Source organism: Streptomyces sp. NPDC028289 (assembly GCF_055565975.1).
Map to the genome: position 1 here is coordinate 56,724 of NZ_JBVHTI010000020.1, position 14,824 is coordinate 71,547.

Below are 14,824 nucleotides of genomic sequence, written 5' to 3' on the forward strand. Positions count from 1 at the left end.
CCGCCATCAGTACGCCTCCGCCGCTGCCGGGACCACGGGGTCGTACCCGCCCGTGGTGTCTGTGGCGGGCGCGGCGCCGGGACGGCCGTACTCGCGTGCCGTATCGCCCGGCTCGCCCGTCGCCGGCGCCCAGGACGGCTGTCGTCCGTGCACGAACCCGACGAGATCCGCGTGCATCCGCGCAGCCAGCTCCCGGGGCGGACGCGGGCCGAGGGCCGCCGCGACGCCCGGGGCGTCGAGGACGTCGTAGAAAAACGGGATGTCGATGCAGTGCGTGGCGCCACCGGTGATGGGGGAGGGCCACTCGAAGGAGTACAGCCAGGTGCCGGCGGCGGCCTTCCGCCGGGCGCGTGCCACGCGTGGGCATGCGGCGCGGAAGAGGGTGTCGGTGACCCGGGTGCCGGCCGCGCGGGCGGACCGCGCTGCCGCGTCCGCCGTCACACCGCCGTCGAACTCGTCGCCGGTCGCCCCGAGCAGCAGCGGTACGTCCAGCCCGTGCCCGGCGAGACCTTCGGCGAGGGACACCGGCAGGATGTCGTCGTCGGTGACCGGTCCGAGCACCAGCGCCTCCGCGCCTCTCAAATCCTGCACGGCCTCCTGCAGCCGGTCCACGCCGAAGCCGCTGAATCCCTCCCGTGTCGGCGGTGCACCGAGGCGGTCCCCGAGTCGTTCGAGGAAGCTGTGGGCGGTGTCCCGTGCCACCTCGAAGAAGCCACCGGAGACGCTCGCTGCCCGCTGGAAGCGACCCCGGGCGGCCGGTGACGCCAGCAGCGCCAGCACCGCCGCGCCTCCGGCCGACTGCCCGGCGAGGGTGACCCGATCGGGATCACCGCCGAATGCCGCGATGTTCTCGCGTACCCAGTCGAGAGCGAGCAGCATGTCGCGCAGCCCGAGATTGGCCGGTACGCCGTCGAGCGGCGCGAATCCGTCGACGCCCAGCCGGTAGCCGACCGTCACGGTGACGACCCCGCCGCGGGCGAAGGAGCGCCCGTCGTACCAGGGGCTCGCCGGGCTTCCGGCGAGGAAGCCGCCGCCGTGGATCCACACCAGGACCGGGCAGTGCTCGGCGCCGCACGGGGCGACGACGCTCAGGTTCAGCACGTCGTCGCCCGGCACGGACGGCTCCGGGATCGTGGTCGTTGCCGACAGCGGCACCGCCTGTGCGGTAGCGCCGTGCCGGGACGCGTCGTACGGCTCGGTGAACCGCCCGCGCCGGACGGGCGCCGCGAACCGCCGTGCGCCGATGGGCGCTTCGGCGTACGGGATGCCGAGGAAGCGCCGCACGCGATCCACGCGGCGGCCGACGACCGTGCCCGCCGGGGCCCGTACCGTGTCCGTGGTGATCACCGCATCCCCGTTCCCGCGATGCCCTGCACGAAGTACCGCTGGAGGCACAGGAAGAGCACCAGCACGGGCAGCATCACGACGATCGCGCCGGCGAGCATCAGGCCGTAGTCGGTGACGTGTGCGGCGGCCTGGCTGGTGGCGGCGAGGCCCACCGGGAGGGTGTAGGTGGACATGCTCTGGGCGACGATGAGCGGCCAGATGAAGTTGTTCCACGAGGTGAGGAACGACATGATCGTGATCGTCGCGACCGCGGGGCCGGCCAGCGGCAGGAAGATCCGGAAGAAGATCCGCAACTCCCCGGCGCCGTCGATCCGGGCGGCTTCCAGCAGCTCGTCGGGGATGGACAGCGCGTACTGCCGCATGATGAACACCGACAGCGGCAGCGCCACGGAGGGCAGCGCGATGCCGGTCAGGGTGTCCGACAGCCCCAGGTCGACGGTGATCACGAACTGGGTGACGAAAACCGTGGTGAACGGCACCATCATCGCCCCCATGACCGCGCCGAACGCGAGCCGCCTGCCCGCGAACTCCAGCTTGGCGAGCGCGTATCCGGCGGCCGACGCGGCCACGACGTTGCCGACGACCACCATGACCGCCACGACGACGCTGTTGGCCAGGAACCGGCCGAAGCCCTGTGTCCTGAACAGCCGTACGAAGTTGTCCGGGGTGACGTGGTGGGGCAGCCAGGCGCCGGGGTCGGAGCGGATCTCGTCGAGGCTGCGCAGCGAACCGCCGAGCACCCAGACGAACGGCAGCAGCGTGAGCAGCGCGCAGAGCACCAGCACGCCGTACAGCAGGGGCTGGGAGAGGAACCGCCGGCGTACGACGGCTTGGCCGGCGGCGGTGGGTTGGGCGTTCCGGTACGCGGCTACGGCGGTCATGAGCGGGGCCTCAGCAGTCGGAACTGGACGACACTCACCAGGGCCACCAGGACGAGCATCACGAAGGACGCGGCGGACGACATACCGAGCTGGCCTGACCCGAACTGGTGGTATGTGTACAGCGCGACCGACTCGGTCGAGCCGAGCGGGCCGCCGTCGGTGAGCAGGTACGGCTCGTCGAAGACTTGCAGGTAGAAGACGGTGAGCAGGACCGACACCATCAGGGTGGTGGGCATCAGCATGGGTAGGGTGATGTGCCTGAGCTGCCGCCATCGGCCCGCCCCGTCGAGGGCCGCCGCCTCGTACACGTCCCCGGGGATCGCCTGGAGCCCGGCGAGGAACAGCACCATCGCGGTGCCGAAGTTGCGCCAGATGCCGAGGGCGATGACCACGGGCATGGCCAGATGGGTGTCGTCCAGCCAGTTCGGACCGGCCATGCCGAAGGCGGACAGGACCCTGTTGACGGTGCCGTTCTCGTTGAAGGCGTAGCGCCAGATCAGGGCGACCGCGACGACGTTGGTGACGACCGGTGCGAAGAAGACGGTGCGGAAGGTGCCGCGCAGCCGCCGGATGCCGGAGTTCAGTGCCAGGGCCAGTGCGAACCCGACCGCCATGGTGAGGGGTACACCGACGGCCACGAACAGGGCGGTGTTGCCGATGTCCTTCACGAAGCTGTCGTCCTGGAACAGCCGGACGTAGTTCTCCAGGCCGGTGAAGTCCACCGCGAGCGGGTGCCGCAGGTCCGAGCCGCGCAGGTCGGTGAGGCTGAAGCCGAGCGCGGCGACGGTGGGCACGGCCGTGTAGAGCAGGAAGACCAGCGTGAACGGGGCGAGGAACAGCCAGGCGACGGCCGTCCGGCGGGTCCTCACTGCGCTCCCGTGCCGAGACTCTCGGCGTACGCCTGCACGTTCGCCGCCGCCTTCGCCGGGCTCTCCGTGCCCTTGGCCACCGCTTCCATCTCCTTGCCGAGCCGGGTGGCGACCTGTTGCCAGGTGGACACCTGCGGGAACGCCCGGGTGTTCTTCAGCTGGGTCAGGAAGGCGTCGAGCAGCGGCTGTCCCTTGATCGCCGTATCGTCCCAGGCGGAGACGACGGCCGGCAGCGAGCTGTACGCCTTGTACTGCGCGACCTGGGTGCTGGGCTTCGCGAGGTACCGGACGAACTTCCACGACGCGTCGGCGTTGCCGGCGTCGGCGAGTACGCCCCAGCTGCCGCCCGCGGAGAAGGACACGCTGCCCGACGAGCCGGCCGGCAGCGGGGCGGTGGCGACGTGGTCCGCCGTCCAGCCGGTCTTCTTCGCCGCGGTGTCGAGCTGTCCGACGACCCACGGTCCGGTGATCATCATCGCCGTCTTGCCCGACACGAAGTACGGCTGCGCGTCCAGGAAGGTCGGTCCGCTCGTGTCGGCGACCTTGGAGGTGAAGAACGACGCGTTGTACGTGAGCGCGTCGGCCATGGCCGGGGTGTCGAGCGTCCACTTCCCCCCGGAGAGCAGTGAGCCCCCCGCCTGCCAGGCGTACATGGCGACGTCCTGGCCATTGAAGATGTCCCACCCGATGTCCGCCCCCAGTCCGTGTGCCGCCCCAGCACCCTGGAGCGCCTTGAGGAAGGGCACCACCCCCGCCCAGGTCGTGGGCGCCGTGACGCCTGCTTTCTTGGCGAGGTCGGAGCGGTAGACGAGCGCGTACGTGTACGCGTACCAGGGGACCGTGTAGGCGGTGTCCTTGACCAGACCGGCGTCCCACAGGCTGGTGAAGAAGGACTTGGGGTCGACGAGGTCGTCCGGAACGGCACGCAGGATCGACGGGTCGAGGAACTGAGCCTGCGACTCGGGGAAGAACTGGGCGACGTCCGGTCCCTTGCCCGCGGCGATCGCCGACTGGAGCTTCGTGTAGTACTCGGCGTTCGGGATCAGCGTGAACTTGACCGTGAGCTTCGGGTTCGCCGCCTTGAACGGCTTGATGACCTTGTCCAGGACATCCGCGTCACCCTGGGCGGCCCAGACGTTCAGGGTGCCGGTGGCCGGAGAGTCGTCGATGGGCGTGGCGGAGGACTTCGCAGCCGTGGTCGCGTCGCCACGGCCACAGCCGGTGAGGGCACCGGCGCCGAGCAGCGCCAGGCCGGCGGTCAGTTTCAGGGCACCGCGTCTGGAGGGGAGGGGCATTCGGGGGCTCCTGGATTTCGCGGGAAAGCAGCGTTATCGCTGACTGCGAAGCTACGAACGCCGTGTTGCACGGGCGTGGCCGAGCCATCACGAATAATTTCGGAACTTGTAGCGAAATCGGCAGGACGCTCAGCAGGAGCGCTCCGTCGGGGAGCCCGCCATCGAGCGTTCGGTGCGGCGTCGGCCCGGATCGAGTCGGAGCCATGAGAATCCCGTTTGCCCTGGATGATCTGGCTGGTCAGCTTCGGCGCCATGGCAGATGGCGAACCCACGCGCGCGGCGCGACTGCTGGCTGCCCAGGCGAAGGCCGAGCGGCTCTTCGCGGAGATCGAGGAGCGGGGACTGCCGCGAACACGATGTCGTCCGCGGCGATCACCCGGTCCGGCGGGTTCTCCCGGTACGGCTTGAGCGTGTTCGGTCCCGAACGCACGATCCGCTTGTGCCAGTGCCGGGTCGTGCCGAACAGCTCGTTGACTTCGGGCCGATCTTCGAGGAGTACGAGGCCGACTTCGGCCGTACCTTCGTCCTCGGCGACGACCCGGTCAAGCGCCGCCTCCGCGACGACCTGCCGAGGATCTTCGTGGCCGGCAGACGAGGCTGGCTGGCCGCTGGGCGGCTGGCACGCCAGGTATCTGGTCGGCGAGTTCCCGCACGAGACGATCGACGGCGCGGACACGGAGTCGTACGTCGCCCCCGCCGACGACACCCCGCTCCGCCGCACCGACTCCGCCCACTCGGTGGCCGGGGCCCCGAGGACAGCCTCTGCTGCGGCCTTCAGCCCGCCCTCGGAGTCGGCGGCAAGCCACCGCAGGAAGGCGCGGCGCTCGGGCAGGTAGCAGCTGGTGGCCGGCTCGTCCGCCAGCACCAGTGCCTGCGCACCGTTCTCGCCGACGGTGATCACACCTGCCAGGTCGTCCACCGCGCGCGGCCAGAGCGGAGACGGGGATGACGATCAGAGGTCCGCCCATCGACTCCACCCAGACGGAAGAGGTGCGGCACGCGTCGGCTGCGGTGGACTAAGAGGCGCTCATGCCGTCAGTGTGCCCTCGCCCACTGACAACGCCCGCGCCGCTCAATGGCGCCCGGCACAGGGAGACAGCCCGGCGCCCGCCGCAATCAGCGGTTACGGGACAACCTTCAAAGGGTGTTGCACAAGGCTCTGAGCTGGGCATCTCCCTTGTATGACTGGGGTGTTGACACGTACGAATCCGACCATGCGGTAGTTGGGCCCGCTGTTCGGTGTCTCCACCTCCGCGGTGTGTCGGGTCATCCAGCGGCTGGAGCCGCTGCTCGCGATCGAGCTGCAGGTCATCGTGGACGCCGACACCCGGCTGGAGATCGCGGCCGCGCGTCCGGTGCCGGGGACGACCGCGGATGCCCACGCCTGGCGGGCGTCCTGGCTGAGCTCGCACTGTGAGGGGGTGACCGTGCTGGGCGACGGTGCCTGTCTCAACTGTGGGATGGCAGTGCCGCACCGCAAACGCCCGGGACGGGCCTTGCTGAAGGCCGAGGACGACGGCAACGCCGAGCACCGAAAGGTCCGTGCGCGTGTGGAACACGTCATCGGCCGGATGAAGAACTACAAGATCCTCCGCGACTGCCGCCAGCGGGGCGACGGTCTTCATCGCGGGGTCCAGGCCGTTGCCCACATGCACAACCTCGCTCTCGCGTCATGACCAGACAGCCACGCCAACCCGCTCCGGCCGGCCTTCACTCAGCCTTGTGCAGCACCCTTCAGGTGGCGGTCTGGGTGCACAGCAGCACCGCCTCGCCGGACTGCGCGTCGGCGAACCAGCCGAGTGCCGCCGCGCACACCTCGGCGGCACAGCCCCATCCCCACGCCTCCGGCAAAGACGTGTAACGGAGTCCGGCCCGGGGTCGAGGGCCTCCGAGACAGGTGTGAACCACTTCCGAAGCGAGCAACTCGCCACCTATCGCACACGCCCGCCGGCTGTGGATGCCGGAACAAGGAACAACCGGTACCCGGACGTCGAGGCTCGGTCCAGTGAGGTGAGTGGAGAAGACTGTTGCCTACGCAGGCTTGTGATGTGGCGGCCAAGGCGCCCCCGTGACCGCAGTGAAGCGTGGTCGTGATCTCGACTTGGCAGGGTGGCCGCATGGACACTCTGCGGCGCGACCCTCGCAGTCGAGGGAGCCAGGGTCGGGAAACGAACCGGGTCGTTCGTGCCTGCAAGGCTGCCGTCGGCCTCCTGCTCACGCTGGTCACCATGACGTCCGTCCTCTCGGGGTGCTCCTCGAGCGGGGGAGCCGAGGTGAAGCTGGTCGTTCCTTCGGTCTTCTACGTTTCCCGCGATCCACAACAGCCCGTGTCGGACCTGCAGGTCGAAGAGAGGGCTGACGCGGGGACGGCCAGATTACGGGTGACCTTCGACGCCGGTGATCTGAAGGGCATTGTCACGGTCAAGCGGGCACTCGACAGCTGTGTTGTCCACCTGCCCGTCTATCACTGCGACACGCAGGCAGGCCCGACAGGCTCAGGCGGTATCCAGGCCTTCCACCTGAGTCCCGCGAAGGGCGCGGAGGCGGGCGACTCCGCAGTGCTGCGCTACCGCGTGACCGCGCCCGGCCTGGAATCCGTCAGTGGTCACTCCCTCATCGTGATCGGCAGACCGAAGCTGCGGGTCGCGCTGCACCGGGATCCGGGCCCGGTGGAACCCGGCGGGAGCGTGGCGGTCCGACTGACGCTGCGTAACGTCGGCGATGTGCCCGCCCGTGGCGTGGCGCTGCGCATGGAGGCGCACGACGGCATCACCCTGAGCGACCGGCATCGCAACTGCCGCTACCGAGGCGATACTTCGGCATGGTGCCGACTCCCCGCGGACGACATCGTCATTCCACCCGGCCGGTCGTACGGCCTGGATGTGCGCGAACATCTGCGGGCCACGAAGGACGCCACTTACCCGACCGTCAACTTCAGTGCTGATGCCATCGGCACCGACTACGTGCCGCCGGACGAGATCGCATCGACGTACCGGCCGGGTGACGGGCCTCCACTGCGTTTCGTTCGGGCCTCCCGTGCCGACGCCGGTGCGACGAGCACCGGTGACGATCCGCAGGTGCTCCGCGTGACCGTCGACAACAAGAGCGAACTGGCCGCGGTCGCCGGCACGGTGCACGGTCCGCTCGGTGGCCGCGCCACGGTGCGGATCGGCGCGCGGAACAACGGGCCCGGTGCGCTCACGTCAGCGGTCAAGGTCGTCTTCACGGTGCCGGAGGGCACGACTGTCGTGGCGTCGCCGTACAGTGCCGAACGCGACGAGGAGGTGATCGACCAGGACTGCCGGGCCGTCGCCGCTGACGGCACACCACTTGCCGAAGCCTCCGCCAGGCAGCCGAGTGCCAGACGTTACGTGTGCACAGCGCGCGTCGAGGCGGTGGGAGCCACGACGACCTTCCCGTTCACCGTGCGCATCGACAAGGACAGCGCCGGGGGGAGCGGCCAGGTCACGGTCTCGGACGGCGACCCAGGACATCCCAGCGGCGACCCTGAGCCGACTGACGACACGGCGGACGTCGCTGTGTCCGTGTGGCCGGGGCCGGCCTGGGCCACCCCAGGCTTCTACATCGCCGTTGCCGTCGGCGTCCCGTTGTTCACCCTCGCTGTGGCCCTGTACGTGTGGCGGCGAAGGCTTTCCGCCGCCACGACGAGATGACCTCGCGGGAAGAGGGGACCGACGCGCGGTCGCGCAACCGCCTCGGTGCGGCGCTCGGGAGCCGTGCCCCAGACGATCAAGTCCTATAGGGCCTGTCCGGCGAGGGGATGCCTTCACGTCTCGGCGCGACGGAACTTACGGTTTGTGGGTGACCCAGAGCAGTTCCGCCGGCCAGCGGTGTGCCCAGTCGGGTGGGTCGGTTTCGTTGTAGCCGTTGGGTGTTCCGGGTTCGGGCCGCGGCTCGATGAGGTCGTCGATGACGAGACCCGCGCCGCGCAGGACCTTGACCCAGCCGCCGTAGGTGAGCTGATAGCTGGTCGCGCCGTCGTCTTCGGCGACGGTGTCCAGCCCGAAGTAGTCCTGCTGCAGCGTCGTGGTCACGCGGCTGGCGGCTTCGTCGTAGCAGGCTTCGAACCACGGGCTGGCGACGTTGAACACCAGGCGCCCGCCTCGGCGCAGGATGCGTGCGGCCTGCGGGACGGCCAGGTGCGGGGGCGCCCAGCTGAGCCCACCGAAGTCGCAGAACACCAGGTCGAAGCTGTCGGCGGCGAAGGGGAGTTGTTCGGCGGCGCCTTGCACCAGCGGGTAGCGGGCCGCTCCCATCGCGCGGGCCGCTGCCGCGAGTTGGGCTTCGGACAGGTCGAGCCCGACCACGGTGGCGCCCTCGGCGGCGAGCGCCCTGGACCACTGGCCGGCGCCGCAGCCGAGTTCGAGGACGCGCTTGCCGGTGACGTCGCCCAGGGCGTGCAGGTGCGCGTCGGGGATGGAGTACATGCCCCACAGCCGGGGTGCGGCGCCGATCTGCGGGTCGTGCTCGTGCTGGTAGGCGCTGCTGATCTGGTTCCAGAGCCGCCGGTTGGCGGGGATGCTGTCCACGTGCCGACTCCAGCACTGCCTGCCGGGGGCGGTCAACACGATCAGGGCGCCCTCGGCCGCCGGGCCCGCCGGGATCAACGTAGCATCAAGGCCGGTACCCCGTCGGTCGGGCTCAAGTTCGCCCGGTCTTGCAGCACACAGGAGTGGCAAACCCCATGGACGCACCCGCGGACAGCCCATGGTCCGGAGCCGGTCTGGACCCGCTGACCGGTCGCGTTCTGGAGCACCTGGTGACTGTGCCCTCGGCTGACGCGGACGAAGTCGCGGCAGCGGTCGGAGTGTCCACGGCGGACGCGGCGCGGGCTCTGCGAGACCTCGCCGACGCCTCGCTCGCCCTGCCCACCGACGCTGCCGCGCCACGCTGGGCGGCCGGCCCCCCACGCACCTCCCTGAGCGCCCTGCTGGCCCGTCGGCGGGCTGAACTGGCGCGCACCGAAGGGCTCGTGGAGCGTTTGCACGAGATGTACGAGACGGTGTCCGGACCGCGCTCGGCACACCTGGTGGAGCTGTTGGAGCGCGAGGACGAGGTATCGGCGCGCTACGCCCAGCTGCTCAAGGGATGTACGACCGAAGTGCTGCACCTGGCGAAACCGCCCTACGTCACCAGTTTCGGGGTGGCCGCGGAGGCATCAGGGGTGGCGGACGGGGTGCGGATGCGTTCCGTGTACGAGACCGAAGGCTTCTCCGACGAGGTGTCCCTGGCCACGGCGGTGCGCGGCACCGGGCGGGGCGGGGAACTTCGGCTGGCGCCACGGCTGCCGGTGAAACTCGTGGTGTTCGACCGGACCGCGGCGCTGCTGCCGGTGCGGGGGGACCGGCCGTCCGCCGGCTCGCTGGTGGTTCACTCGCCCGCGCTCGTCGAGGCGCTGGCGGACCTGTTCGAGAGTGTGTGGCGAGATGCCGAACCCATGTCCCTCTCCAGCCGGACCGATGCGCTGCCGCCGGCCTGCGGCCACCACGGCACGCCGCTGCCGGACACCGGGGCGACGGGGTCACCCGATCCGCGTACCCGGGAGATCCTGCACCTGATGGCCGCGGGGATGAAGGACGACACGATCGCCCGCGTACTCAAGGTGAGCCGCCGCACCGTTCAGAAACATGTCAGCGACGCGGGCACACGGCTCGGCGCCCGCACCCGCTTCCAGATCGCCCTGCTGGCGGCCGAACGGGGGTGGCTGGGGGAGAGCCAGGGCTTGGGCGATGCCGTGGTCGGTCGGTGATACGCAGGAGTGCGGTGATCCAGGGCATCGAGTCAGGAAAGCGCGGGCCCGCAAGGTGGTTGCCGGGTGTCTCGGCGGAAGGCTTCGGGCGGTCTGCCGCGAGGGCGGTTGTGCGGCCCGGCATCGCCGCGCACGGTGCCGTACCCGTGGATACGGCACCGTGATCGAGGTCTACGTGGTGGGCTTCAACGCGAAGTCCCTGTGGGTGACCCGGTCCCGGTGCACCACGGTCCGGCGGGTGAGGGGCCGGTGGCCGTCCGCGGTGGCCTGGAGGGTGTGTACGCCTGGGGCGCGCGAGAACAGGGTGTAGAGACCGTCGCCCACGGCCGGGTCCTCCGGCGTGGCCACGGTGAGTACGGCGGTGTCAGGCGCCGAGGTGTCGGCGACCTTCGCGCCGATGATCGCCGTACCGGTGCGGGCGTCCTGGACGGTTCCCACCGTCAGCCCGCCCGGCACCGGCTCCAGCGTCCGGCTCTGCACGCTCACGTCGTCGACTTCCCAGAAGTAGGCCCAGTTCGCGACGAAGTGGAAGCGCAGCCGCACCGACGACTGCCCGGCGTACTGCCGCAGCGGGACGCTCACCGTGAGGTGGTCGGCCTCGCCGTTCGCCTTGGGGCCGGCCCACACGTTCTGCCAGGTGGCGCCGTCGTCGGTGCTGGCGTCCACGGTCATGTGCTGCTGGCTGAGGTTGGTGATGTAGTGCGTCTTGAAGGTGAGACTGGCCGACTGCGCCGTCGACAGGTCGTAGGCGGGGCTGACCAGCGAGGTGTCCTGATGCGGTCCGAAGGGCGCGTTGTCGCTCTCGACGGTCGCGAAGGAGCCGCTGCCGCCGGTGGCGTTGCCGCGCTGGGTGGGGTCGTCGAACTGCCAGCCGTTGTCGCTGTCCGCCGCGCTCGCCACCGTCCAGCCCTGTGGTGCCGCGGTGGGTGCGTCGAATCCCTCGGGGTGCTCGGTGGTGTGGAGGGCGTAGCCGACGGCGGTGGCCGCGTCCGGGTCGGCGGCCAGGGCGCCGTCGGCGGTCACGGCTTTCCTGCCCACCGTCACTTCGCGGGTGACCGCCTCGTAACCGGGCAGGGCCGCGGTGACGTCCAGGGTGTAACCGGCTTGCTCCGGAAGGGAGATGTCGTACCGGCCGGTGACCGGGTCGGTCCACACCGGCGCCTCCGGCGAACCCTCGACGGCGATCCGGGCGTACAGCGGCCAGCCGTGCCCCGAGCCGTCCCGGACCGTGCCGCGCACATGGGTGCGGGGCAGGGCCTTGAGACCGAAGTCGCGTGTCACGGTCTGGCCGTCCGCGATCTCCAGGGAGAGCGGTGCCGTGGACGCGTAGCCGAAGGCCGTGACGGTGAGCCCGTCGACCTCACCTGCGGGCAGGTTCAGGGTGTACGTGCCGTCGGCGCTCGTGGTGGCCACGTCGAGGCCGGAGGCCACGGTGGCGTCGGCGACGGGTTTGCCGGTCCTCGTGTCGGTCACCTTGCCGGTCAGGGTCCCGCTCGGGCCGCTGCGGAAGGCCGCGAGTCCGGCCGGGGTGCCCAGGCCGGTGGGGCCGTCGTAGCCGGTGCCCGCGGTGCACAGGTAGGCGGCGGCGCAGGTGCCGTTGGATCCGGAGGTGATGTCGTTCAGTCCGGTGCCGCCGGCCGTGTACGGATAGGCGTTGGGGTAGGTGCCCGGGCGAGGTGAGCCGGCCAGCGCGTAGACGCCGGCGATCACCGGGGTGGCCGCGCTGGTGCCGCCGTAGGTCTGCCAGCCGGTGCCGTGGCTGCCGAACGTCGAGTAGACGGCAACGTTGTCAGCTACCGCGGAGACGTCCGCGACACTGCGTCCCTGGCATCCGGTGTCCTGCTGGAAGGAGGGCTTGGACTGGTACGACGCGCAGCCCGAGCCGGGCCCGTAGGAGCCGCGCTTCCACACGGTCTCGTCCCACCCGCGGGCAGTGCCCGGGTCGGCGACCAGATTGGTGCCGCCGACCGCCGTCACCGTGGGAAGGGTGGCCGGGAAGGCGACGCCGTAGCCGTTGTCCCCGCTCGCCGCGACGACCGCGACGCCGGGATGGTCGTAGGAGGCGCCGTACGTCGGGACGTCGGAGGCGTAGTCGCCGGAGCGGCCGTAGGAGTTGGACACGTACTTCGCGCCCAGCTCGACCGCCTTGTCGACCCCGGCCGCGAGCCGGTCGAGTCCGTCGTTGTCGGTCTCCACGAGCAGGATGTGTGCCTGCGGGGCGACCGCGGAGACCATGTCGAGGTCGAGGGCGATCTCACCGGCCCAGCCGTCGTTGGACAGCGGGTAGTCGGTGCCGCCGCGCTGGTCCACCTTGCTGAAGCAGCCGTTGGCCGTGGTGCACGGTGGCAGCCCGTACTGGGCGCGGTAGACCGCCAGGTCCGCTTCGGCGTCGGGGTTGTCGTAGGCGTCCACGATGGCGATGGTCTGCCCCGCGCCGCCGTCGGCCGGGAGGCTGTATGCGCTCTGCAGGTCCTGCGGTCCGAGCCCCGGCGGCGTCTGAGCCGCGGCCAGCCGGAGCAACGGGGACTCACTCGTGGAGCGCATGGCGAAGCACGACGCGTGTCCCTTGGCAGGCGTACCGCACACGGGAGTCAGGCCGGTGGCCGCGCCGGATTCGGTGTCCGGAGATTTGTCGAGGCGGGCCGGAGGGGCAGTGGCACCTGAGAGCGTGGCCGGCGTGGCGTGCGCGGGCGCCTCGATGCAGAGCAGAGCAAGGGCGGCGAGCCCCAGGGCGGTTACACCCGAACGGAGCCGCGGGGCCACGGATATTCGCTCTCTTCGGAATTGCGAGTGCTTCACTTCGTACCCATCGTGACGGGCCCTCGGAAATCGGGCCGGGAACAGGGGAGACCTGCGTGCAGGATGACGTCCCGGACAATTAGCCGGTCAGGCGTGACGGGATGTCAATAGGCCCCTCGTTACACATTCATTTCCCGGGGACTGCCGACTTCCGCTGGGGCTTCTCACTTGTGCAGAATCACGAAGTGGCATTGCAAGTCCCGTGCGGAGCAGCCGAGTTCGTACTCACAATGGACGGGGCCGGCCGAGACCTCCGCCTGATTCCGGTATGCTCCGCACCCTTTTCGTCTCGCAACAGCTGCACAATGAGGTGACTCGGCCATGATGGCCCGTGCCTAATACTCCAGCCGGAGTTGTGATCTTGCGGGTTGAAGGTTGGTTTGGCGGCGGTAGTGGCTGCGGCGGGCGCGGGCTTGGTGGCGTCTGCGCCAGGTGGGCCGGCGCAGTCGGTGTGTGAGGTCGTAGGTGGGCTGCGCCACCCAGGCGGTGAGGAGGCGCTGGATTTCGTTGCAGGTGAGCGGGATCAGTCCGTCCGGGCTGGTTCCGTCCTCGGCGGGGGTGTGGCGTGGGCGTTCGAGGGCGGCGGTAACGGCGAGGAAGGCGTGGGCGAGCAGGGCCAGGGTGACCCAGCGGTGCCAGGAGTCCCAGCGGCGGACCTGGTGCTCGTCGAGTCCGGTCAGGGTCTTCGAGCTCTGGAACGTCTCCTCAACCGTCCAGCGGCTTCCTGCGATCTTGACCAGAGTGGACAGCGGTACGGGGTGGGGTGAGTAGCAGCGGTAGAAGGCCAGTTCGCCGGTGCGGCGGTTGCGGCGGATCATCAGCCAGTGGTGTCCGGGGCCGGAGGGCAGGTCGAGCAGGGCCCAGTCGTACCAGCGGTGTCCCTTGGCGCCGGCTCCCGCTGAGATCTCCTGCCAGGCCCGTTTGGGTATCCGGGTGGCCAGCGCGTCGGCCCGGAAGCGGCCGGGGCCGAGGGTAACGTGGTGGTCGCTGGCGACTGCGAGCACGTGGCCCAGCCGCCGCTTCTCCAGGGCGGTGCGCAGGTGCGGGTTGTCGCCGTAGACCTCGTCGCCGGCCGCCCAGGCGGCCCGGACACCGGCGTCCAGCGCGCGTTCGATCATCTGCGCGGCGAGCTGCGGCTTGGTGGCGAAGCCGATGTCCTGGGGTATCCCGGCCTGCCGGCACCGCTGCGGGTCGTTGGTCCAGGACTTCGGCAAATACAGCGCGCGGTCGATGCCCGCGTGACCGTGCCGGGAGGTGTAGGTGAGGTAGACGGCGACCTGGGTGTTCTCGATCCGCCCGGCGGTACCGGTGTACTGGCGCTGCACACCGACGGTGCGGGTTCCCTTCTTCAGGTTGCCGGTCTCGTCCACCACCAGTACCGCCTGGTCGTCGGCCAGGTGCTCCAGCACAAACGCGCGCAGGTCGTCCCGTACTGGGTCGGCGTCCCATTTCGCCCGGGCGAGCAGGTGGTGCAGCCCGTCCGGACTGGTGTCCCCGGTGTGCTCGGCGATGGTCCAGCAGTTCTTGCGCGGCAGGTCCGCGAGCAGCCCGAGCACCAGCTGCCGTGCTCGCAGCCGGGGTTCAATCCGCGCGAAACGGCCCGAGATCCGGCCCATCAAGCTCTGGAACATCGCCTGCCAGCGGCCAGGCACTACGCTGTGACCCGCGGCCACCGCTTCATCTTCAGTCCACACACCTGACGATGATCACCGGTGGCCGCAGCCGTCTCCGCACCCCCCACCAGCAAGATCACAACACCGGCTGGAGTACTAGGCAGTGTCCGGGCGATCTTGTGGTGGAGTCGTGGGGGCCGGTGTGCTGGTCAGGTGGGGTGGATGCGAGAGTGATTGCCTGTGACGAATT

The 14,824-nt window shown here is 70.1% G+C and carries 10 protein-coding genes and 1 pseudogene; 3 read left to right on the plus strand and 8 right to left on the minus strand.

Going from position 1 to position 14,824, the window contains the following annotated elements:
- Positions 1–6: 6 nt before the first annotated feature.
- The 5 genes from ACZ4UV_RS50995 to ACZ4UV_RS51015 form a co-directional block, all read right to left on the minus strand.
- The gene (locus ACZ4UV_RS50995; RefSeq protein ID WP_451016613.1) at positions 7–1,347 is read right to left on the minus strand and encodes a carboxylesterase family protein; all 1,341 of its coding nucleotides are present in this window, start codon (positions 1,345–1,347) and stop codon (positions 7–9) included.
- Entirely contained in the window at positions 1,344–2,228 is an 885-nt protein-coding gene (locus tag ACZ4UV_RS51000) for a carbohydrate ABC transporter permease (protein ID WP_451016612.1), read from the minus strand. Before ACZ4UV_RS51000 ends, ACZ4UV_RS50995 begins: the two co-directional genes overlap by 4 nt.
- Positions 2,225–3,097 (minus strand): carbohydrate ABC transporter permease, encoded by an 873-nt coding sequence (locus tag ACZ4UV_RS51005; RefSeq protein WP_467849869.1) that lies wholly within the window; start codon positions 3,095–3,097, stop codon positions 2,225–2,227. Before ACZ4UV_RS51005 ends, ACZ4UV_RS51000 begins: the two co-directional genes overlap by 4 nt.
- Complete coding sequence (locus ACZ4UV_RS51010) at positions 3,094–4,392, minus strand: extracellular solute-binding protein (protein WP_451016610.1); 1,299 nt, start codon at positions 4,390–4,392, stop codon at positions 3,094–3,096. Before ACZ4UV_RS51010 ends, ACZ4UV_RS51005 begins: the two co-directional genes overlap by 4 nt.
- A gap of 238 nt (positions 4,393–4,630) precedes the next feature.
- Positions 4,631–5,311, minus strand: a complete 681-nt coding sequence (locus tag ACZ4UV_RS51015; protein WP_451016609.1) for an Imm21 family immunity protein — start codon at positions 5,309–5,311, stop codon at positions 4,631–4,633.
- 262 nt (positions 5,312–5,573) lie between these two features.
- On the opposite strand from ACZ4UV_RS51015, the pseudogene ACZ4UV_RS51020 reads away from it, so the two are divergent.
- Together ACZ4UV_RS51020 and ACZ4UV_RS51025 are read left to right on the plus strand one after the other, a co-directional pair.
- Positions 5,574–6,068, plus strand: a pseudogene (locus ACZ4UV_RS51020) (transposase family protein); the annotation flags it as partial.
- 408 nt (positions 6,069–6,476) lie between these two features.
- Positions 6,477–8,066 (plus strand): COG1361 family protein, encoded by a 1,590-nt coding sequence (locus tag ACZ4UV_RS51025; RefSeq protein WP_467849883.1) that lies wholly within the window; start codon positions 6,477–6,479, stop codon positions 8,064–8,066.
- Between the two features lie 135 nt (positions 8,067–8,201).
- Here the strand turns inward: ACZ4UV_RS51025 and ACZ4UV_RS51030 are convergent, their stop codons facing one another.
- The gene (locus tag ACZ4UV_RS51030; protein WP_451016607.1) at positions 8,202–8,942 is read right to left on the minus strand and encodes a class I SAM-dependent methyltransferase; all 741 of its coding nucleotides are present in this window, start codon (positions 8,940–8,942) and stop codon (positions 8,202–8,204) included.
- A 155-nt stretch (positions 8,943–9,097) separates the two neighbouring features.
- Between ACZ4UV_RS51030 and ACZ4UV_RS51035 the strand changes: the two genes are divergently transcribed.
- Positions 9,098–10,162 carry a helix-turn-helix transcriptional regulator gene (locus ACZ4UV_RS51035; RefSeq protein ID WP_451016606.1) on the plus strand — a complete coding sequence of 355 codons (1,065 nt, stop codon included), beginning with the start codon at positions 9,098–9,100 and terminating at the stop codon, positions 10,160–10,162.
- Between the two features lie 171 nt (positions 10,163–10,333).
- Here the strand turns inward: ACZ4UV_RS51035 and ACZ4UV_RS51040 are convergent, their stop codons facing one another.
- Together ACZ4UV_RS51040 and ACZ4UV_RS51045 are read right to left on the minus strand one after the other, a co-directional pair.
- Positions 10,334–12,706 carry a carboxypeptidase regulatory-like domain-containing protein gene (locus ACZ4UV_RS51040; protein WP_467849894.1) on the minus strand — a complete coding sequence of 791 codons (2,373 nt, stop codon included), beginning with the start codon at positions 12,704–12,706 and terminating at the stop codon, positions 10,334–10,336.
- Positions 12,707–13,296: 590 nt separating this feature from the next.
- Complete coding sequence (locus tag ACZ4UV_RS51045; protein WP_467849901.1) at positions 13,297–14,577, minus strand: IS701 family transposase; 1,281 nt, start codon at positions 14,575–14,577, stop codon at positions 13,297–13,299.
- Positions 14,578–14,824: the final 247 nt, after the last annotated feature.

Coding starts and splice junctions, on each gene's coding strand:
- ACZ4UV_RS51000 (WP_451016612.1), bottom strand. CDS start 2,228: ATGACCGCCGTAGCCGCGTACCGGAACGCCCAACCCACCGCCGCCGGC.
- ACZ4UV_RS51045 (WP_467849901.1), bottom strand. CDS start 14,577: ATGGGCCGGATCTCGGGCCGTTTCGCGCGGATTGAACCCCGGCTGCGA.
- ACZ4UV_RS51035 (WP_451016606.1), top strand. CDS start 9,098: ATGGACGCACCCGCGGACAGCCCATGGTCCGGAGCCGGTCTGGACCCG.
- ACZ4UV_RS51010 (WP_451016610.1), bottom strand. CDS start 4,392: ATGCCCCTCCCCTCCAGACGCGGTGCCCTGAAACTGACCGCCGGCCTG.
- ACZ4UV_RS51040 (WP_467849894.1), bottom strand. CDS start 12,706: ATGCGCTCCACGAGTGAGTCCCCGTTGCTCCGGCTGGCCGCGGCTCAG.